Annotated in this window: 19 protein-coding genes and 1 tRNA gene; 17 read left to right on the forward strand and 3 right to left on the reverse strand. The window is 62.7% G+C overall.

The window, feature by feature from the left end; translation table 11 throughout:
- Positions 1-65 precede the first annotated feature (65 nt).
- The 12 genes from MESS4_RS03185 to MESS4_RS03240 all read left to right on the forward strand — a co-directional run bounded on the left by MESS4_RS03185 (position 66) and on the right by MESS4_RS03240 (position 12,635).
- Positions 66-758, forward strand: coding sequence for a glutathione S-transferase family protein (locus MESS4_RS03185; RefSeq protein ID WP_006326454.1), 693 nt, complete (start codon positions 66-68; stop codon positions 756-758).
- Positions 739-1,899 (forward strand): tRNA epoxyqueuosine(34) reductase QueG, encoded by a 1,161-nt coding sequence (queG, locus tag MESS4_RS03190; RefSeq protein ID WP_006326459.1) that lies wholly within the window; start codon positions 739-741, stop codon positions 1,897-1,899. The genes MESS4_RS03185 and queG overlap by 20 nt, the downstream gene beginning before the upstream one ends.
- Complete coding sequence (locus MESS4_RS03195) at positions 1,896-2,789, forward strand: SDR family oxidoreductase (protein WP_006326461.1); 894 nt, start codon at positions 1,896-1,898, stop codon at positions 2,787-2,789. Before queG ends, MESS4_RS03195 begins: the two co-directional genes overlap by 4 nt.
- A gap of 60 nt (positions 2,790-2,849) precedes the next feature.
- The gene (mepA, locus tag MESS4_RS03200; RefSeq protein WP_036240551.1) at positions 2,850-3,947 is read left to right on the forward strand and encodes a penicillin-insensitive murein endopeptidase; all 1,098 of its coding nucleotides are present in this window, start codon (positions 2,850-2,852) and stop codon (positions 3,945-3,947) included.
- Positions 3,948-4,032: 85 nt separating this feature from the next.
- The gene (locus MESS4_RS03205; RefSeq protein WP_006326465.1) at positions 4,033-5,052 is read left to right on the forward strand and encodes a glucokinase; all 1,020 of its coding nucleotides are present in this window, start codon (positions 4,033-4,035) and stop codon (positions 5,050-5,052) included.
- A gap of 135 nt (positions 5,053-5,187) precedes the next feature.
- Positions 5,188-7,071 (forward strand): ABC transporter ATP-binding protein, encoded by a 1,884-nt coding sequence (locus MESS4_RS03210; protein WP_006326466.1) that lies wholly within the window; start codon positions 5,188-5,190, stop codon positions 7,069-7,071.
- Complete coding sequence (gene dapB, locus MESS4_RS03215; RefSeq protein WP_006326467.1) at positions 7,068-7,895, forward strand: 4-hydroxy-tetrahydrodipicolinate reductase; 828 nt, start codon at positions 7,068-7,070, stop codon at positions 7,893-7,895. Before MESS4_RS03210 ends, dapB begins: the two co-directional genes overlap by 4 nt.
- Positions 7,896-8,043: 148 nt before the next feature.
- Complete coding sequence (locus MESS4_RS03220) at positions 8,044-8,664, forward strand: 2,3-bisphosphoglycerate-dependent phosphoglycerate mutase (RefSeq protein WP_006326468.1); 621 nt, start codon at positions 8,044-8,046, stop codon at positions 8,662-8,664.
- 175 nt (positions 8,665-8,839) lie between these two features.
- A tRNA-Leu gene (locus MESS4_RS03225) sits at positions 8,840-8,924 on the forward strand.
- Between the two features lie 276 nt (positions 8,925-9,200).
- Positions 9,201-10,364: a polysialyltransferase family glycosyltransferase gene (locus MESS4_RS03230; RefSeq protein WP_006326471.1), complete on the forward strand. Its 1,164-nt coding sequence runs from the start codon at positions 9,201-9,203 to the stop codon at positions 10,362-10,364.
- 79 nt (positions 10,365-10,443) lie between these two features.
- Complete coding sequence (locus MESS4_RS03235) at positions 10,444-11,325, forward strand: hypothetical protein (RefSeq protein WP_006326472.1); 882 nt, start codon at positions 10,444-10,446, stop codon at positions 11,323-11,325.
- 173 nt (positions 11,326-11,498) lie between these two features.
- Positions 11,499-12,635: a glycosyltransferase family 9 protein gene (locus tag MESS4_RS03240; protein ID WP_006326474.1), complete on the forward strand. Its 1,137-nt coding sequence runs from the start codon at positions 11,499-11,501 to the stop codon at positions 12,633-12,635.
- Between the two features lie 846 nt (positions 12,636-13,481).
- On the opposite strand, the gene MESS4_RS03245 is transcribed toward MESS4_RS03240, so the two are convergent.
- A complete protein-coding gene (locus tag MESS4_RS03245; protein ID WP_006326479.1) occupies positions 13,482-13,736 on the reverse strand; it encodes a DUF6074 family protein in 255 nt (84 codons plus the stop codon).
- 206 nt (positions 13,737-13,942) lie between these two features.
- Here MESS4_RS03245 and MESS4_RS31575 point away from each other — a divergent pair, with 206 nt between their 5' ends.
- Positions 13,943-14,152 (forward strand): hypothetical protein, encoded by a 210-nt coding sequence (locus tag MESS4_RS31575; protein ID WP_006326482.1) that lies wholly within the window; start codon positions 13,943-13,945, stop codon positions 14,150-14,152.
- 473 nt (positions 14,153-14,625) lie between these two features.
- Positions 14,626-14,859: a hypothetical protein gene (locus tag MESS4_RS03250; protein WP_006326484.1), complete on the forward strand. Its 234-nt coding sequence runs from the start codon at positions 14,626-14,628 to the stop codon at positions 14,857-14,859.
- Between the two features lie 50 nt (positions 14,860-14,909).
- Here the strand turns inward: MESS4_RS03250 and MESS4_RS03255 are convergent, their stop codons facing one another.
- Positions 14,910-15,092 carry a hypothetical protein gene (locus MESS4_RS03255; RefSeq protein WP_157385503.1) on the reverse strand — a complete coding sequence of 61 codons (183 nt, stop codon included), beginning with the start codon at positions 15,090-15,092 and terminating at the stop codon, positions 14,910-14,912.
- Between the two features lie 226 nt (positions 15,093-15,318).
- Between MESS4_RS03255 and MESS4_RS03260 the strand changes: the two genes are divergently transcribed.
- Positions 15,319-15,741: a hypothetical protein gene (locus MESS4_RS03260; protein WP_006326486.1), complete on the forward strand. Its 423-nt coding sequence runs from the start codon at positions 15,319-15,321 to the stop codon at positions 15,739-15,741.
- A gap of 89 nt (positions 15,742-15,830) precedes the next feature.
- Here the strand turns inward: MESS4_RS03260 and MESS4_RS03265 are convergent, their stop codons facing one another.
- A complete protein-coding gene (locus tag MESS4_RS03265; protein WP_036240555.1) occupies positions 15,831-17,831 on the reverse strand; it encodes a transcriptional regulator in 2,001 nt (666 codons plus the stop codon).
- A gap of 275 nt (positions 17,832-18,106) precedes the next feature.
- On the opposite strand from MESS4_RS03265, the gene MESS4_RS03270 reads away from it, so the two are divergent.
- Together MESS4_RS03270 and MESS4_RS03275 are read left to right on the forward strand one after the other, a co-directional pair.
- Positions 18,107-19,192 carry a pyridoxal-phosphate dependent enzyme gene (locus MESS4_RS03270; protein WP_006326494.1) on the forward strand — a complete coding sequence of 362 codons (1,086 nt, stop codon included), beginning with the start codon at positions 18,107-18,109 and terminating at the stop codon, positions 19,190-19,192.
- A gap of 25 nt (positions 19,193-19,217) precedes the next feature.
- Entirely contained in the window at positions 19,218-20,705 is a 1,488-nt protein-coding gene (locus MESS4_RS03275; RefSeq protein WP_006326496.1) for an aspartate aminotransferase family protein, read from the forward strand.
- Positions 20,706-20,825: the final 120 nt, after the last annotated feature.

A 20,825-nucleotide genomic window follows, 5' to 3' on the forward strand; every position in this document is an offset into this window, starting at 1 on the left:
ATCGGGCGGCCAAGACTTACCGGCGCAGCAGGCGATTTGCCAGTGCGCTCTATTATCGCGGGACCATGCTGACGCTTTTTCACCACCCGATGTTCGCCACCTGCCGGTTCGTGCGCCTCGCTTTCGGCGAGTATGGCGAAGAGCTGGCGCTGATCGAGGAAAAGCCGTGGACGCGGCGCAAGGAGTTTCTGGCGCTGAACCCGGCCGGAACCTTGCCGATCCTGCTGGCCGAAGGCGACGTGCCGATCGTCGGCGCCATGGTCATCGCCGAATATCTCGACGAGACGCGCGGCGTGTTGAAGCGCGACAAGCGGCTGTTCGCCGAGGACCCGATGGAGCGCGCCGAAATCCGCCGGCTGACCGACTGGTATCTCAACAAGGCCGAGAGCGAGGTGACCAGGCATCTGGTGCGCGAACGCGTGCTGAAGCCGGTCATGCCAGAAACGGCGGGCGGCGGCTCGCCCGATTCGGGAGCGATCCGCGCCGCCCGCGCCAATATCCGCCAGCACATGAAATACACCAACTGGCTGGCCGGTACCCGCCACTGGCTGGCCGGCAACAGGGTGACCTACGCCGACCTCGCGGCGGCGGCGGCGCTTTCGGTGCTCGACTATCTCGGCGAGATCGACTGGCGCGAACACAGCGCCGCGCGCGAATGGTACACGCGCGTGAAATCGCGGCCATCGTTCAGGCCGCTCTTGTCCGACAGGGTGCGCGGCCTGTCGCCGGTGGCGCATTATGCGGACCTCGATTTCTAAGAATGAGCCCCTGCGCGCGCTGATCGACCGCGAGGCGAAGCGCGCCGGCTTCGACGCCATTGCCGTCACCACGCCCGACGCCATCCCGCTGGCGCCAGCCAGGTTGGCCGCATTCGTCGCCGACGGTTTCCACGGCTCGATGGGCTGGATCGCCGAGACGCTCGAGCGCCGGGGCGAGCCTGCGGCGCTGTGGCCCGAGGTCCGCTCGATCATCGTGCTGGCGATGAATTACGGCCCCGACCGCGATCCGCGCGCGGTGCTGGCAAAGCGCGACCGCGGCGCGATCTCGGTCTATGCGCAAAACCGCGACTATCACGAGGTGATGAAAGGCCGGCTGAAGGAGATCGCCGGCAAGATCGTGGCGCGCGCCGGGGGCGACGTCAAAGTGTTCGTCGATACGGCCCCGGTGATGGAAAAGCCGCTGGCCGAAGCCGCTGGGCTGGGCTGGCAAGGCAAGCACACCAATCTGGTCAGCCGCGAACACGGTTCCTGGCTGTTCCTCGGCACCATCTTCACCACGGCCGCGCTTGCCCCGGATGGCGCGGAGGAAGACCATTGCGGCTCCTGCCGCGCCTGTCTCGACGCCTGTCCGACCGACGCCTTTCCGGCGCCCTACCGGCTCGACGCGCGGCGCTGCATCTCCTACCTCACCATCGAGAACAAGGGACCGATCCCGCATGAATTTCGCGAAAGGATCGGCAACCGCATCTATGGCTGCGACGACTGCCTGGCCGCCTGCCCGTGGAACAAGTTCGCCCGCGCCGCCTCGGAGGCGAAGCTCGTCGCCCGCGCGGAGCTGCGCGAGCCGCCGCTCGCCGAGCTGCTCAGCCTCGACGATGCCGCCTTCCGTGCGTTCTTCACCGGGTCGCCGATCAAGCGCATCGGTCGCGACCGCTTTGTCCGCAATGTGCTGATCGCCGCCGGCAATTCCGGCAATTCTTCGCTTGGCAAGGCCGTGCGCGCGCTGCTCGGCGATGCCTCGCCGCTGGTGCGCGGCGCGGCGGTGTGGGCGCTGTCGCGGCTTGTGCCCGAAACCGAATTTGCCGAACACGCCAAAGCGGCGGTGAAAACCGAGAGCGAAGCGGCCGTTCGAGACGAATGGCTGCTGGCGCTGCCAAGGCCGATCGAGGCGCATGCATGAGCGGATTCTTCATTTTCGGCGCCGGCTATTCGGGCAAGGCCTTCGCCCGCGCCAACAAGGATGCCGGCACGATCTTCGGCACGACCCGTTCGCCGGAAAAATTCGCGACGTTGCGGCAGGCCGGCATCGAGCCGCTGCTGTTCGACGGCGCGCTGACGCCTGAGATCAGCGGCGCGTTGAAGAAGACGACCCATCTCGTCGTCTCTGTGGCGCCGGACGAGGCCGGCGATCCGGTGCTCAATGCAATGCGCCGGACGATCGCGGCTGGCATGCCGGCACTCGAATGGATCGCCTATCTCTCGACCGTCGGCGTCTATGGCGATTGTGGCGGCGCCTGGGTCGATGAAACGGCTGAATGCCGGCCGGTGTCGAAGCGCTCGGTCATGCGTGTCGCCGCCGAACAGGGCTGGTTGCAGCTGGGCCGGGCGATCGGCCGGCCGGTGGCGATCTCAAGGCTTTCCGGCATTTACGGTCCGGGCCGCAATGCGCTGGTCAATCTGGAAAACGGCACGGCACGGCGGCTGGTCAAGCCTGGCCAGGTGTTCAACCGCATCCATTGCGACGACATTGCCGGCGCGCTCTGGCATCTGGCCGGAAGCAATACCGGCGGCATCTTCAACGTCACCGACAATCTGCCGGCGCCGCCGCAGGACGTCGTCGCCTATGCCGCCTCCCTGATGGGCGTCACACCGCCGCCCGAAATTCCGTTCGAGACCGCCCAACTTTCGCCCATGGCGCGGTCCTTCTATGGCGAGAACAAGCGCGTCGCCAACACGGCGATCAAGGCGGCCGGCTATCGCTTCCGTTTTCCCGATTATCGTGCCGCCTTCGACCAGATGTGGGCTGATGGCAACTGGCGTGACGGCGAAGCGCGTAGCCCGATGAGGTAATCGAAGCGGGGCGCGCGGCGTGATATGATTCGACTTGAGTTCGCGGAGGGGTCCGGCTTCATGACAATGTTGAAGCGATCATTGCCCGGCAGAACGTCGCTGAAGCTGGCGGCGGCGCTAGCCGTCCTTGCCTTGACGGGAGCGCAGCAGCCCGCAGCTGCGCAAGAATTGGCGAAAGACCTGTTCGGCGCCGAGAAGCTGCCCGCCGTGGCGGCACCGCAATCCTTCGGCTTCTACTCCAAGGGCTGCTTTGCCGGCGGCGTCGCCATCCCCATGGACGGCCCGCACTGGGAGGTGATGCGGCCTTCGCGCAACCGCCGCTGGGGCCATCCGGCAATGATCGGGCTGATCGAGAAATTGTCGCGCGACGCCGCCGCCGATGGCTGGCCCGGCCTCTTGGTTGGCGACATCTCGCAGCCGCGCGGCGGCCCGATGCTGACCGGCCATGCCTCGCATCAGATCGGCCTCGACGCCGACATCTGGCTGACGCCGATGCCCGACAACCGGCTTTCGACCGACCAGCGCGAGAAGATGAGCGCCACCTTGCTGGTCGACGAGAAGACCCATCTGGTGAAGGACGCACTGTGGACGCCGCAGCATATGCGGCTCTTGAAGCGGGCAGCGAGCTACAAGGAAGTCGAGCGCATCCTGGTCAATCCCGGCATCAAGAAGAAGCTCTGCGATACGGTGAAGGGCGACCGCGCATGGCTGCGCAAGATCAGGCCGTTCTGGGGCCACGACTATCACTTCCACATGCGCGTCGGCTGCCAGCCCGGCTCGCCCGACTGCAAACGGCAGGAGACGACAGTGCCGGGCGACGGCTGCGACCAGTCGCTGGCCTGGTGGTTCACCGACGAACCGTGGCGCCCCAGCAAAAACCCCGACAAGCCGAAGGCGCGCGAGCTGATGACCATGGCGAGCCTGCCCAGGGAATGCCGGGCGGTGCTCGACGCGCCTGCTCCGTCTTCGGCCGAAGCTGCGACCTATCATGATAAAGGCGGCGACAAGTCGATCGCGGACGCCACCCCTGCGCCTCCCGTCGCAGCTCCGGAACCGGCTGTCACAGGCGATGCGGGGGCGCTCCCGGCCTCGGCGAATGCCTTCGCGGCAACGCCCGAGATCGGCATCCCACTGCCGCGGCCGCGGCCGGGCAATTGACTCTGAAGCGCCTTCCCCTTTCCCAGGTCATGCGCTAGTCAACGAAGAACAGCGGCGGACTGCCGCAACGGGGACAGACAAGAGCATGGCAGGCGACGACGACACCGTGTTGCGGTTTCCGATCCTGATCGGCGACATCGGCGGCACCAATGCGCGCTTCTCGATCGTGCTCGACGCGAATTCCGAGGCGGGCGAACCAACCATCGTGCAGACTGCCAGTTTCAACACCATCGACGAGGCGATCCAGGCGGCGGTGCTCGACCGCTCGTCGGTGCGGCCCAACTCCGCCGTGCTGGCGGTGGCCGGCCCGGTCGACAGCGACGAGATCCCGCTCACCAACTGCCCGTGGATCGTCAAGCCGAAACAGATGTTTGCCAGCGTCGGCATCGGCGATGTCGTGGTGCTCAATGATTTCGAGGCCCAGGCGCTGGCCGTCGTGGCGCTCGGCGAGGAGCATATGGAGAAGATCGGCGGCGATGCGCCGGAGCCCAATGCGGGACGGGTGGTGCTCGGTCCTGGAACCGGGCTTGGCGTCGCCGGCCTGGTCCATGCGCTGAGCCACTGGATACCGGTGCCCGGCGAGGGCGGCCATATGGACATCGGGCCGCGCACGCCGCGCGATTTCGAGGTGTTTGCGCATATCGAGAAGCTGGACGGCCGCATCTCCGGCGAACAGATCCTGTCCGGGCGCGGCCTCGTCAATGCCTACCGGGCGGTGGCCAAGGCGGACGGCAAGCCGGCGCCCTTCACCAAGCCGGCCGAAATCACCGCCGCTGCGCTGGCGAAGTCGGATCCGGTGTCCGAGGAGGCGCTCGAGATGTTCGTTACCTGCCTGGGGCGCACCGCCGGCGACCTGGCGATGGTGTTCATGAGCCGCGGCGGCGTCTTTCTCACCGGCGGCATCGCGCAGAAGATCCTGCCGGCGCTGAAGGCCGGCAATTTCCGCGCCGCTTTCGAGGACAAGGCGCCGCACAGCGAGCTGATGCGCACCATGCCCGTCTATGTCATCACCCACCCGCTGGCCGCGCTTTCCGGTCTTGCCGCCTATGCCAGGAACCCCTCGCTGTTCGGCGTCCAGACGGCGGGGCGGCGCTGGCGGGTGTAGAGCCCGATCCGTCCGGCAGGATCGTCCGCGACGAAGTTTCGCCGCGCTCGGCCATAGGCAAGCCGCCGCCGGGGCGCTAATAGAAGTCCCCAATATCAGCCCGGCGGCGACGCCGAACGGACAGCACGGAACGACTTGAACCAATCGCCCAAACACCAAGCGCCCAAACACCTGGCGAAGGCCCGGCCCGGCGAGGTCGTGGCGGTGGTGCGCCGTATCCTTGCCGAGAACGGACACGACTACCGGTGGTCGTACGTCTTCACCATAGTCTGCCTGTTGACCGTGTCGGGAACGACAGCGGTCACCGCCTTGATCATGAGCCCGGTGGTCAATCAGATCTTCTACGAGCGGCGCGGCGATCTGATCGCCTGGATCTGCGCCGCGATCATGGGCGCCTTCATCCTGCGCGGCCTGGCCGGCTACGGCCAGGCGGTGACGCTTGCCAAGATCGGCAACAATCTGGTGGCGCGCTACCAGAAGCGCATCTTCGACCATCTGATGAAGCTCGGCGTCGGCTTCTTCAACGACACGCGCTCGGGGCGTCTGGCGGCGCAGATCAACGAGAACGTCAACGGCATCCGCGACCTGCTGTCGATGACGCTGACATCGATCGCGCGCGACGGCGTGACGCTGATCGGGCTGATCTGCGTCATGATCTACCAGGACCCGGTTCTGTCCCTGAGCTCGCTGCTGATCGGGCCGCCGCTGATCTACACCGTCACCTATCTGATGCGGCGGGTGCGGCGCATCACGCGTGAATCGGTGCAGATCAACTCGCGGCTGATCGGCGCCATGCAGGAAGCCACGCAAGGCATCGCCATCGTCAAGGCCTTCACCATGGAGGACGAGCTGTCGCGCCGCATCGGCAAGCTCGCCGACGATGCGGAGCAGCGGTCAAACAAGATCGCCCGCGTTTCGGAACGGCTGACGCCGATCTCCGAAATACTGGCCGGCTTCACCGTTGCCGGCGTCATCGCCTATTCCGGCTACCGGGCGACCGTGCTTGGACAGCCGCCGGGCGCCGTCTTCTCCTTCATCACCGCGCTGCTGCTCGCCTACGACCCGGCGCGGCGGCTGGCGCGCATGCAGGTCGGCATGGAGCGGGCGCTGGTCAATGCGCGCATGATCTACGAGCTGCTCGACCTCGAGCCGCAGCAGGGCGATGCACCGGGAGCGGTCGCGGCGAAGTTCACAAAAGGCGAGGTGCGCTTCAACAATGTGTCGTTCGGCTATGTCGCGGAGACGCCGGTGCTCCAGGATTTGAGCTTCGTCGCCGCCGCCGGCAAGACGACGGCGATCGTCGGCGCCTCGGGCGCCGGCAAATCGACGCTGGTGGCGCTCTTGCAGCGCTTCTACGACGTCGACAAGGGCAACATCGAGATCGACGGCCAGGACATTTCGGGGGTGACCAAGCAGTCGCTGCGCGGCTCCATCGCCTATGTTTCTCAGGCGCCCTATCTGTTCGAAGGCACCATCCGCGACAACATCCGCTACGGCCGGCCGAGCGCCACCGACGCCGAGATCGAACGCGCGGCACAGCAGGCCGCGGCTGACGATTTCATCCGCCAGCAGCCGCAAGGCTATGACACGCCGGTCGGCGAAAACGGCGTGACGCTGTCTGGCGGCCAGCGCCAGCGCGTGTCGATCGCCCGCGCCATCGTGCGCAATGCACCGATCCTGCTGCTCGACGAGGCGACCTCGGCGCTCGACAATGAGGCGGAAGCACGCGTCCAGCAGGCGCTGACCCAGGTGATGGAAGGGCGCACCACCATCGTGATCGCGCACCGGCTGTCGACGGTGGTCAATGCCGACCAGATCATCGTGCTGGAAGAGGGCCGGCTGGTCGAACAGGGCACGCATGCCTCGCTGATGGCCGACCCGCACAGCGTCTATGCCCGTTTCCACCGGGTGCAGGGCAATAAGGGGCTGGGGCTTGTCGATGACGCCAAGCCCATCCAAACTCCAGTGCCGCAACCACCGGCGCGACGCGCCAAGAGAGCGGTCGGGAGAATTTTATGAGCGGCACTTCCAACACTGACATGGGGCTGGTGGTGGTGGGCGCGGCCGGCCGCATGGGCCAGGCGCTGATCCGCGCCATCCACACGATCCCGGGCGCACGCGTCGCCGGCGCGGTCGAGCGGTCCGGTTCGGCTTATCTCGGCAAGGATGCCGGCGAGCTCGCCGGCATCGGCATCATCAACGTGCCGATCGGCGACGATCCGCTGCCGGCCTTCGCCGAGGCCGACGGCGTGCTCGATTTCACCAGCCCGGCGGCGAGTGTCGAATTCGCCGGCTACGCGGCGCAGGCGCGCATCGCCCATGTCATCGGCACCACAGGCTGCTCGGCCGAGGACGATGCCAAGATCGGGGCTGCGGCGCGCCACGCGACGATCGTCAAATCAGGCAATATGAGCCTTGGCGTCAATCTTCTGGCGGTGCTGGTGGAACAGGCGGCGCGCGCGCTCGACGCCGACGATTTCGACATCGAGATCCTGGAAATGCATCACCGGCACAAGGTCGACGCGCCTTCTGGAACGGCGCTGCTGCTCGGCGAAGCCGCGGCCGCCGGGCGCGGCATCGCGCTTGCCGGCAACGATGTTCGGTCACGCGACGGTCACACCGGCGTGCGAAAAGCCGGCTCCATCGGCTTCGCCACGCTGCGCGGCGGCTCGGTGGTCGGCGATCATTCCGTGATACTGGCCGGCACCGGGGAGCGCATCACGCTCGCCCATCATGCCGAGGACCGGGCGATCTTCGCCCGCGGCGCGGTCAAGGCTGCGCTTTGGGCGCGGGGCAAGAAGCCCGGACTCTATTCGATGCGGGACGTGCTCGGGCTCGGCTGAGAAATCCAGAACTATTTGTCTTACGCAATTCCGGACGGAAAACCGCTACACACTTTTCCTGGAATTGCTCAAATTTGTCTTTACGCAATTCCGGACGGAAAACCGCTACACACTTTTCCTGGAATTGCTCAAACCTGAAGGAGCAGAAATGTCGAGAACTCTCGTGCTCGTGCGGCATGGCCAGAGCGAATGGAACCTGAAGAACCTGTTCACCGGCTGGCGCGATGTCGACCTGACCGAGCAGGGCCACAAGGAGGCCAAGGAGGCGGGCGCGAAGCTTAAGGCACGCGGCCTGAAATTCGACATCGCCTTCACCTCGGCGCTGATCCGGGCGCAAAAAACCTGCCAGCACATTCTCGACGCGGTCGGCCAGAGCGAGCTCGAGACCATCCGCGACCAGGCGCTGAACGAACGCGACTATGGCGATCTCTCCGGTCTCAACAAGGACGACGCGCGCAAGAAGTGGGGCGAGGAGCAGGTGCATGTCTGGCGCCGCTCCTACGACGTGCCGCCGCCCGGCGGCGAAAGCCTGAAGGACACCGGCGCGCGCGTCTGGCCCTATTACCTGCACGATCTGCAGCCGCATGTGCTGCGCGGCGAAACCGTGCTGGTGGCGGCGCACGGCAATTCGCTGCGCGCGCTGATCATGGCGCTGGACGGCAAATCGGGCGAGGAGATCGTCAAGCTGGAACTCGGCACCGGGGTGCCGATCGTCTACAAGCTCAACGCCGATTCGACGGTGGCGTCGAAGGAAGTGCTGGAGGGCTGAGCCGGCAACGGATTGCGGCTTTAAAGCGCGTCGTAGTTGAGGGATTTATGCGGCGCGCTTTAAATCCTTGATTTTATGCATGTCGTTGTCCCAAAACCGCTGCGCACTTTTGGGCGACATGCATTAAAAAGCGCGTTGACACCCACCGTCTGCCCGCTTACATGAGCCCGCACCAGCCCAGATGGCGGAATTGGTAGACGCGCACGGTTCAGGTCCGTGTGCCGCAAGGCGTGGAGGTTCGAGTCCTCTTCTGGGCACCAAATTCCCGTTTCGAGACCGTTCGATACGGTTCAGAAGCCCAACAAAAAAGCCCGGTTCGCCGGGCTTTTTGTTGCCTTGCAGTATGAGCGGTATCCGAAAGCGTGATCGCTGAAAGATACTCTTGCCGATTTCATTTCAGCAATTGATCGCTTTGGCGCAATCCCTATCTTCAAATTCTACAAGATGGCAGCAGTCCTATAGAAAGCTTGTCGATTAATCGCATCAGAGTTGGCAGAATGACAGTCCGTCTGTGTTGTGCATTTGGAACCTGGCAAGTGCTGAGCCTGGTAGCGTCCCTGCATCAAGCAATCGCGGACGGCTCTTCGCGTGCTCCGACGGAATCTGACGATTACTTGGTAGTATACGAAATCGCGGGGGTTCCGGACGAATTCAAAGAGGCGCTCGCCGCGCTCGCAAATGCTATCTGGCCCTGGAAGCGCGTCATATGGGCTTACGACATCCTTACATCCCGGCGTAAATATGGGCAGCTGGAAATCCTGCAAATTTACAGGCTCATTCGAGAGAGGCTGGGGCTTGAACAGCATTCAGTGCAGGAAATCTGGACATGTTTCGTCAATCGACCTTCAGAAAAAATACTCTTGGACTCGTATCCTTCCGCAAGGATAGTGCTCTACGAGGATGGCCTGACCTCCTACCTCCCAATGGAGGTTTCCAATCTGTCGTGGCCGCCGGTCGGCTGGGCCGGGGGATACATAAGATGGGGATTGGCTGCGCTCCTTCCTGCCTTTCGTCTGAGAAAAACGGCTGACCGAATCGACAAACGCCACTTGGTTCGCGTCGACCGATGTTACGCGTTGTTGCAGGGAGAATTGCCGCTGCCGGCTGCATTTGCGAAAGTGCCGAGAATCCAGGTTGGCGCGGAACTTCTGCGTCGTGTGATAGACCAGGCGGCCGCCATTGTACCCACTCCCGGCGATACCGGCCGTCGAGGCAGATCGGTGCGTCCGCGAGTGCTGCTTTTGGGGCAGGCTTTATCCCGCAATGGAATCATGTCTTATGCGCAGGAGGCCAGCATCTACAGGCATGTCGTGGAGGCAATAATCCAAAAGGGTTATGATGTGGTCTGGAAGGAACATCCACGCATTCGCGAACCTTTTTTTGACGAGCTGAGGGGTTCCGTTGAAATTCTGACAGGTGATGAAGACATTCGCTTCATGGAGTTGAACCTCCCATACGCGATGCCCGTGGAACTTGTCGCATCCCAGCTCAACATAGTGGGTTGCGTGGTTGGAACTTCCGCAGCCCTTTTTTACCTCAAATGGCTGTATGACATCGAAGCGTATACCTTCGCCGACGCATTACTGCCTTTGATGGTTGGAGCAGATCTGCTGACGTGTGAAATGGTCAGATCCGAGGCCGCCCCGTTGTCGGAGCTGCCATTCGGCAGCACAGGCCGCCGGCTTGAACCGGCAGGTTAACCCGTTGGAGCTTCGTTGCAGAGTTGACTTGAAATGGCTCCGCGGGCGACATTTCCGCAACCTTAACTAGGCAATGTGCATGTCTAACCAGCTTTCAGTTCTGCAGCGCGCGACCAAGGACGACGTGCGGTCGAGCCCATTTCCGCATATCGTGCTAAAAGACGCTTTGCCGAAAGACCTTTACAGAGAATTGGAGGCGCAATTCCCATCGCCTGAAACGCTCAAGATCGATGGAAGCAAGAATAACTCGAGATGGGACTACGAGGCTCGAAAGACGCGAAAAAACCATTCCGTTCCTCAACTGTGGCGCGATTTCATCGCCTATCACACGTCGCAGTCATTTTTCGATGAGATAGCCGAGCTCTTCTACGACGAAATCCATTCGATCTATCCGGATCATTTCCCCACATACGAGCATTTGAAATCCATGAAGGCTGGTGTCCGGTCCAGCGACAGCCACACCACCCACGACGTCCTCATGGACGCAATGCTAAGCGGCAACACCCCGGTAACGACTGCAAGCTCGGTTCGAGCCAGCCATATCGACAATGGTGACAAGCTCTTTTCCGGTCTCTTCTACATGCGGCCCGACGACTATGATGCCATTGGTGGCGATCTGACAATTAGCAGATTCAAACCGGAATACACGACGTTAAAGCAACGAGCAGACCTGTTTCGGGACGCATATGTCGATGACCAATATCTCGAATGTGTCGAGACAATCAAGTATGACAAAAATCTTCTTGTCCTCTTCATCAATTCTATTGAATCCGTCCACGGCGTCACAGTGCGTCGGCCGACTGATAAGTCCCGGCTGTTCGTCAATCTGGTTGGGGAGGTTGACCCGCCGCTCTATCTAAAAGGCACCTCGCAACAGCCACGCTATGTGTCGCCCGATTATGTCTCCCCCGGCAGCTCGCGTGGCTGGCTAAAGAAGCTTAAGCGAAAGATTGTCGGCTGACATGTCCCTGCCACATTGCGGTCCCAAATGCGCATCGCCCTTGTCATCATCGGTTCCTTGATGTTGGTCTTTTCGATCTGGCGGTTTTGGTCGGCGCGGTGGCCCATTTCGACGCGCGCTGCGCTCGTCATGATTTGTCTGGTTGGGCTGGCACTAATTCCAGTGGCAGTGGCATGAGCCTGGCGAGATCAACGGCAACTTCCGATCAAAATCGGGTCGTGGCTAGAACCAACATCCAATCGATCCTGGTCAATCAAACCAAGTTCATTGGCGATGTTATTCTCACCTCGGTCCTCACGCGGCATCTTCGAGCGACGTACCCGAAAGCAACCATCGCGCTTTTGTGCGCATCCGGGCTCGAGCATTTTGTCGTCGCCCTGGGCATTGCCGACATTGCAATCCCATTTGGCCGTCGACGCATGCGGGGCACCCCATATGAGAGGGCGTCCGAGCTCTACAGAGTGACGTCTACAATACGACGGCAAAAATTCGACGTGACCATTGATCTCTCGGACTCGAAAACATCGCGAATTTTGACGCGGCTTATAAACGCTCCCATCCGCGTCGGGTTCGATCCGCCTGAGAGCCCATTAAGAATCTGGGAGATGCAGCCTGCAAATGTCTTCGCGGCCACGTACGGGCATGGCGGAGAACACTATCTCTACCGGTATCTGTCCCCGCTTACGGCACTTGGAATCGAGTTGGAAGACCCGGTTCCCTCCTTGCAGCCCGTCAAAGCATGCCAGGACGAAGCAAGAGAGTTGCTCGCGCGACATAAACTGGCAAGGGGATCGTTCGTTGCGGTGCATGCCGGTGCCAGCTTCGAAGGCCGCTGTTGGCAGCCAGAACGGTTCGCTTCGGCAATTGGTGAGATCTACGAAAGGAGCGGTCTCGCCGCGGTGGTCGTCGGCGGCCCGGACGAGACGCCCATCGCGCAAAAAGTATTGGATGCCGCGACCTCGCCAGTGGTCAGCCTGGTGGGAAAGGCCTCGCTCGAGGTCCTGGCTGCGCTGCTAAGCGAGGCATTCATTTTTTTGGGTAACGAAAGCGGTCCGATGCATTTGGCCGCCGCTGTCAAAACACCAGTGGTTGGACTGTTTGGCCTGACATCGCCCGATATCTGGGGACCTCTCGGCGTACCAAATCGGACGCTGAGGCCGTCAATGCCATGCCAGTGCACAGCTAAGGGCATCTGCAAGGAAGACGAAACTGGTCGCGTGTATTGCGTCCAACGGCTGGAAGTAGCCGATGTTGCCAAGTCAGCATTGGAGCTTATCGATGTCCTCCGTCGTGACCCCATCGCCGTCTGAACCGCGAAATTATTTCGATAACCATCCCGCGCAGAAGTGCGCCTTAGCTGGCGGTTAGACCACCCCCGCACCAGGCGCCGATGCCGGCGGTTGCAACCTTCCCTTACGGCATTTTTGTCACAGATCGATTCCGATCGGTTTATCCACAACCTCCGTTATTGATCCGGTGTTTTCGCTGTCGCTAATGTGCCGCGCATTGCGTGACTTGGCGGGGAATCAGGGCAAGGCACGCAATGTCGCCGGCTACTTTCAGTGGTCAGCGCGGCGGACCTGTGCTTGGCCCTGCGGCTGGTAGATTACACGCTACAGCCGCAGGGCCTTGACCAGCGATCTTGGCGGGGGGCGCCGGCCGGCGAACATGTGCAGAGAGAAATTGGAGCCGAAACATCTGAATGAAGTACGCCGGCTGAAAACTGCTTACGCCAGGGAATGACCCGAAATGGGTCAACAAGGTTGGCACTGCAATTGCATCGCTGGGCTCGGGGCCTGGGGTGGAGGGCTCGTCGCTTCGCGAATGACCGGCGGGCCCTCTCACTGATTGTCGCCACTGCGGCATCCGCCACATTGGTTGGAGATTGATAATGCCAAGATACGTTGTCGAAGAAATACACGGCAGTACGGTTACAGCGTCCCAGAGCATTGTTGCGCCTTCGGCGTTCAAAGCCGCCGCCAATGCGACTGGTCGCCTGATAACGCTATGGTCCGGTGAGCCGGCTTGTGTGCGCGTCACTGAATTCGGGATGAGTCGCTCGTTCACCTACGCTTATTGCGGCTATTTTTAGGACGATTGCTAGCAGCGTTCACGCGTCCAGATGGGGTTTCAAGGGGTACGATAGCAGCGCTTTTCTAATGTTCAGAATTTTGGTCCGCAAACCCTGGTAGCGATTTGTGCAACGTGAGTTGAACCGCGTCAAAGAACTGTCGGACCTCATGGCGCGCAGCTTCGGTTTCATAGCCTCGCTCGATCGCAACTGAGAGCAGGTGGCTGGCTGTTTCCCGCCAGAATGTGACCGCATCCTCACCATGAAGTCGGCCAATGGTGTTGGCGATGAGCCGCACAGTGGAAATCTCTCGACTGATCGGGAACGCGACAACTGACATTGACGGAATAATCCTGGCGCCATGAATCGAGAATTAATCTTCGACACAAGGCGTACCGCCAAAATCGGAAATGGATCGTTAAGCCCGCGCATGGCGATGCCCGGACCGGGCGCGTCGGCCGCAAGCCGCGGCGGGCTTTTTTCTTTGCTTCGTGTTCTGATTGAGTATTAGCTGTGCGAGATGTTCATCTGGCGTGGGAAGGTGGCATGCCGATTCGTCGAAAAGCCGAGGATTCGGGTGTTTTCGATGCGACCGAAGTGGCGCTTCTTAACCGCGTCTTCGATCGGCTGAAGGTTGCGGGTCAGTCCGAGCATGAGCGTGAAACAATCGCTTCCAGGATTCTGGCAAACTACATGGCCGGGGTCGTTGACGAGGATGAGCTTGTATCGGTGTCCAAGCAAGCTCTGGGACGGTAGCCCTCCCGATCATCGCGCAGTAGGCCCGGCCCCCGATCAGACAGTCGGGAACCGGGCCTCACCGGAGGGCTTTGCGGGGGGTTCTCCGGCTGGCGAGACTATATGCACCGATGCTAATATCAGCGAAGCATGCGAACGAAGGAACCCAACGTCGGGCCACAGGCGATAACAGACAACGGGAGACCTGGATCAATCCGAAGGCGGTAGATTGGTCTCGATGCGCCGCTTGCTGGACCGCCAATCAGATACATCGAACCGAGCCTCACGACTGGCACGCGCCGATCACACTCGCGAGTCCGCATTCGCGAGATGCCGCCCATGCCGGCGAGAATCATACAACGGTCATTTCGGCCAACTTCATCTGAGGGGTCGGCGGGTGGTGTAGGCCAACCGCGCTAGTGTAAGGCGGTGGCTGCATCTAGATCGTGCTGCTATCCTGCCGGCCGGTGGACCAGTCGAGGAAGCATGGACCAATGAACACAGATGAGATGCAGTCTATCGCCGACACGCTCATGCGTATCGTGACGCCAGATATGAGCCCGAAGCAGCTGCTGAAGGCCGTCAAGAACCAGCACCCGAAGGCATCCGAAAAGGACATTGCGCGCGCGGCTTTCTTTTCAATCATTGCGAATGCGGAACAGGACCACGGCAAGGCCAGGAATCTCCAGGCATTCGCTATCGCGGAGCGCGTGGGAGGCAATGCCTAGAGTCTCGCCGCATACTTTTGGGCGACCTGCATCAGGGTCCGCCAGCTTTGTCATGGTGTGCCGCCGCGCTTTCGGGCCTGCACGATTTTCGCCACTCGCAGCATTGCTCCTCGATGCGGTCCCACCAGCTCGATAAGCATCAGCGCCTCGTTCATGGTGACCCCGGTCTCTCGGGCGAGCGCGTTCGCCTGAAGTTCCTTTTGGCGATCAAGGTCAGCCCTTTCGTTGTCCACGCCCGTCGCCTCCTCGCGATGAAACCCGCCAGACATGATCCCAACAAATTATGTCACGTACATTTCCGTCACCTAATATAATGGCGCAGATTGGATCCTGTTCCGCGCGTGCCTTTTAGACGTTTGAAGTTCGTCGATGCCAATGCTGGTCGAGCAGCCTTCGCCCGAGCTTTTTTTGTTAAGGTGATGATGTCATGATGCCGGTCGTTACGGGAGCGCGACCCGATTGAAACGACATGTCCTTCTCCGCGGCTTCCTCGCCATCCTGATGGTTTCCATCCCAAGTGCTCTGCTGCTGCTCGCGCTGGTTCAGCCTTGGAACGGAACTCTTGGCGTGTCAGTTTTTTGGCTCGCTGCCTTCGGTGCAAGTCATGGTCCGGGATTGCTCGTTCTCGGTGTTTTCGTTTCGCTTTATTCGCTTCGGCCTCGCACCACATGGGCATGGGTGATCGGTTTTGCCGGTTGTGCTTTCCTGAACGTTGCCTTGTGGGGAGGGCTGGCGCTCACTTCTCCTCCCCCACCACCTGATGCATGGGAGGGCTACATCGATTTGACCGGCGTGCTTGCCATCGTAGCCATTCCATGTGTCGCAATTTCCGCGATAGCGGGCGCGTTCTTCAACAGGTTGCAAATGGCTTTCGTCGCCTAGTCATCGATCGGTGTGACCGGCTGGAGGCGATGCGGATGGTGAACCTGCCACCGCCAGCGTCATCGATTGGCTTTGCCGCACCGCCACCCTCACCCCAGCCCAATCCTTTTCGCCCCCTGCCGGAACAGCGCCTCGGCATCCGGATCGAAGCGGAAGGTGCCGATGAAATCGTCAGCTGAATAGCTCGGCAGCGTCTTGCGCAGGGCGGCGGAGAAGTTTCGCGCCTCGTCGAGCCGTCCGGCCAGCGACAGGCAGTGCGCGGCGATGGCCAGGATGATGGCGTGGGCGTTGGGCCGGGCGGCGGCCTTCAGCGCCCATTCGGCGGCCTCGTCGAACTGGCCGAGCCGGGCAAGCGCCATGGCGCGGGAGCCGAGCATGCCGAACAGCAGCGGATCGAAGGGGCTGAGATGCCTGGAATGGTCGGACGAGCCGATCGCGGATTTCGGGTCGCCCGACTGCGAGTGCACGAAGGAAAGCGCGTAGTGGCCAAGCGCGAAGTTGGGGCTCAGATCAACGGCCCGTTCCAGCTCGATGAGGGACCCGTCCTGCTCGCCGCGCAGCCATAGCGCCCGGCCCATGGCCCAGTGCGCGGCCGGGTTGTGATCGTCGACCAGAAGGCTTTGCCCGGCCGCCTCGAAGGCCAGCGCGCTTTCCTGCTCGCGGTCGCCCCAGCGCTGAAAGGCGTTTTGCCAATGGGTGAAGGACAGGCCGGCATAGGCGCGGGCGAAGGTCGGATCGAGCTTCAAGGCGATGTCGAAGAAATGCCGGGCCTGCTCGTTCTCCGTGCGGGTGAAGCGGTACATGTGCCAGAGGCCGCGATGGTAAGCCTCCCAGGCATTCAGCGAGTTCGGCGCCTTCAGCATGGCGCGGTTGCGCTCGACCGTCTCGATCTCGGTCGAGATCGACGAGACGATGGCATTGCCGATCTCGTCCAGCACGGCAAAGATGTCGTCGGGCCGGCGCTCGAACGTCTCGGCCCAGACGATCCTGGCGGTGCGCACCTCGACGAGCTCGATGCTGACGACGACGCGGCCCGGCAGGCCGCGCACCGCGCCGGTGGCGACATAGTCGACATTCAGCCGCCGGCCGGCATCCTCCGGCGCGATGTTCTTTTCCGCCAGCGCAAAGACCGAGCCGCGCGCGATGACGAAGAAATCCCTGAGCTTGGCCAGGCGGGTGATGATGTCGTGGGTGAAGCCGTCGGCCAACCCGCCTCGAAACGGACCGCCACGGAGGCCGCCAGTGCCGGCTTCCTCGACAAACGGCATCACCGCCAGCGAAGCCCGGCGCGGTGCGGCGGCATCGGGTTCGGCAAGCGCAATCGGGGGCGGCGCCAAGGTTATCACCGAGCGCGCGCATGGCATGGCTTTCGATTGCCGTTCCTTGATCGCCCGCCAGGCGTCGCGGACCGGAGCGAAATCCAGGTCTTCGGACTGGAAGAGCAGTGCTGCTGCGGCAAGATGCTCCTCGCACGCGCCGAGCTGGCCGCGCCGGGCCAGATTTTCCAGCAATGCGACATGGGCGCGCCCGTCGAAGGGTGCCAGCGCAAGCCATTTCTCGATATAGGCAGACACGCTCCCCGAGCTCGCCGGGAGATTGTCGACGAGATGTTCGAGGATGGCGGCATGGCATGAGCTGAAGCGGCGGCGCTGCGCGGTCACCCAGCTCATGAAATGCGGACTGCGGTCGATCTCCAGTCCTTCGAGGAAATCGCCGACGAACAGTTCGGACAAGGCTTGCAGGCGCTCCAGATCGAGCGTCTCGATGCCCTTGGCGGCGGCCGAGGCAATATCGATCGCGTCGACGAAACTGCCGCCAAGATCAAGCGCGACCGTGTCGCCAGACGTCTCGATCCTGCCTGGATCGTCGAGGACGCTTCTGAGCTTGCTCAGGCACCAGCGGAGCTCGCCCCTCGGGTCGTTCGGCACATCCCACAAGAGCTCGCAAAGGCGGCTGCGCCCGACGGCATGCGGCGCCAGCGCTAGATAGGCGAAGAGCGCGCGCAGCTTGCGCGATGCCGGCAGTTGCACCGTGGCACCGTCGCGAACGATGGTCAGCGGCCCGAACAGGCGCACGCAAAACCCTGCCATCCCGCTATCCAGGCTCGATCGAGTGGATTCCACGTGCGTTTCCACGCCTGCTCCCACGCTGGCCAGTCGGCCCCTGTTCTATCATCGAAAACGACAAGGTGCATCCGGCGGCGAATTTCCACGCCGGACGAGGCCATTGTCGACTTGCCGCGCCGCATTGCCGGCAAGTCGAGAGGAAGTGTAGGGCGGCCAGGTCTCGAAACTTCGCCGCCCAATCCGCCGGTTTGTAACCGGCGCGTGACCACAAGCCACAACGAAAAAGCGAGGAGATCAACATGTTGCATAAACAGAAAATCAGGACCACGGCCGGTCGCGGCCGCCTGTTCGACAGCATTCTCGACACGGTGGGCGATACGCCGGTGATCCGGATCAACAATCTCGGCCCGGCCCATGCGACGATCTATGTGAAGGCCGAATTCTTCAATCCGGCGGCCTCGGTGAAGGACCGGCTGGCGCTCAACATCGTCGAGGAAGGCGAGCGCAGCGGCGCGCTGAAGCCGGGGCAGACCATCGTCGAGGCGACCAGCGGCAACACCGGCATCGGGCTCGCCATGGTCTGCGCGCAGAAGGGCTATCCGCTGGTGGTGACGATGGCCGACAGTTTTTCCGTCGAACGGCGCAAGCTGATGCGCATGCTGGGCGCCAAGGTGGTGCTGACGCCGCGCGCCCAGAAAGGCTTCGGCATGTACAAGAAGGCGGTGGAACTGGCTGAGGTCAATGGCTGGTTCCTGGCCCGTCAGTTCGAGACCAAGGCCAATGCCGCCATCCACGAGGCGACGACGGCGCGCGAGATCGTCAACGACTTCGCCGGCGCCCGGCTCGACTGCTTCGTCACCGGCTATGGCACCGGCGGCACCGTCGTCGGCGTCGGGCGCGTGCTGCGGCGCGAGCGGCCGGAGACGCGGATCGTGCTGGCCGAGCCCGCCAACGCCCAGCTCATCGGCAGCGGCACGGCGCAGGAGCGCGGCGCCGGTGGCGCGCCCGCCGCCAGCCATCCGGCCTTCGAGCCGCACCCGATCCAGGGCTGGACCCCGGATTTCATCCCCAACGTGCTGCAGGAGGCGGTCGACGCCAGCCTCTATGACGAGGTGATGCCTGTTCCCGGACCGGAAGGCATCAAATGGGCCAAGGCGCTGGCGCAGAAGGAGGGCATCTTCACCGGCATTTCCGGCGGCGCCACCTTCGCGGTGGCGCGCCAAATAGCGGAAAAGGCGGCACCCGGCTCGGTGATCCTATGCATGCTGCCCGATACCGGCGAACGCTACATGACGACGCCGCTGTTCGACGGCATCGAAGCCGAGATGGACGCGGAGGAGATCGCGCTCTCGCAGTCGACGCCCGGCTGCCAGTTTCCGGCGTGACGGCGGCATATCGGGAGCGACCTGCATGGATACGCCGTCTGGATTCGCCGCCACGACCGCCGAGGAAACGCTTGACCCCTCGGACTGGGCCGATGTGCGGGTCTTGTCGCATCGGATCGTCGACGATGCCGTCGCTTACCTGCGCGATGTCAGAGAGCGGCCGGTGTGGCAAGAGATGCCTGGAGACGTGAGGGACTTCTTCACCGCGTCCCTGCCGCAATCGCCAACACCGCTGGCCGAAGTCTATGACGATGTTACCAGGAGCGTGATGCCATACCCGATGGGCAACATTCATCCACGCTTCTGGGCCTGGTACATGGGGTCGAGCAATTTCACCGGCGCGCTCGGCGATTTCCTGGCGGCGATCCAGGGCTCCAATCTCGGCGGCGGCAATCATGCCGCCGCCCTGATGGACAGCCAGGTGGTCGACTGGCTGAAGCAGATGCTGGGTTTTCCCCAATCCGCCAGCGGTACGCTGGTCAGCGGCGGCTCGATGGCCAACATCATCGGGCTGACGGTGGCGCGCAACGCCAAGGCCGGCGTCGACGTGCGCGAATATGGCGTCGCCGCCATGGCCAAGCCGCTGCGTTTCTACGGCTCGGACCAGCTCCATTCCTGCCACCGCAAGGCGATGGAAGCGCTCGGCCTCGGCAACCGGGCGCTGCGGCGCATCCCGACCGATGCCGGTTTGCGGATCGACATCGACGCGTTGCGCAAGGCGATCGCCGAAGACCGCAAGGCAGGCTTCAAGCCGGCCTGCGTCATCGGCACGGCAGGCACCGTCAACACCGGCGCGATCGACGATCTGCAGGCGCTGGCAAGGTTGGCGGCGGAAGAGGACCTCTGGTTCCATGTCGACGGCTGCATCGGCGCCCTGATCGCCATCGCGCCGGAAAATGCCCATCGCGTCGCCGGCATCGAACGCGCCCATTCCATCGCGCTCGATCCGCACAAATGGCTGCACGCGCCGTTCGAGGTCGGCTGCGCCCTGGTCAGGGACGGTGCCTCACATCGAAATGCGTTTGCGGTGACGCCGGAATATCTGGAATCGACGCCACGCGGGCTGGCCTCCGGACAATGGCTGCATGATTACGGCCTGCAGACGTCACGCGGTTTTCGCGCGCTCAAAGTGTGGATGGCGCTGAAGGAGCACGGCGTCGAGAAATTCGGCCGGCTGATCGACCAGAACATCGCCCAGGGCTGCACTCTCGCCAGGCTGATCGAGGCCGAGCCGACCCTTGAGCTGACGGCGCCGACCAGCATCAACATCGTCTGCTTTCGCCATCGCGGCGACGGGCTGACGGGCGAGGCGCTGAAGGCGCTCAACACCGAGATCATGCTGAGGCTGCAGGAAGAAGGCATCGCCGCCCTTTCGGACACGACGGTGCATGGCCAGCATTGCCTCAGGGTGGCGATCAACAATCACCGCACCCGGCGAGAGGATCTGGACCTGCTGGTGCGGGAAACGGTTCGCCTTGGACAAGAGATTTCGAAATCGGGCGCCGCCCGCTGATCCGCGTGGCGCGAAGATCGCCAACGCTCTGAGGTTGGCGGGACAGCGGCTTCATTCCAGTTTGGGTTTCCTCGCCCCCACGAAAGTGGGGGAGAGGTGGCTCGGCGAAGCCGAGACGGA

The sequence above is a fragment of the Mesorhizobium sp. STM 4661 genome, assembly GCF_000359125.1.
In the GTDB taxonomy this organism is placed as follows: domain Bacteria; phylum Pseudomonadota; class Alphaproteobacteria; order Rhizobiales; family Rhizobiaceae; genus Mesorhizobium.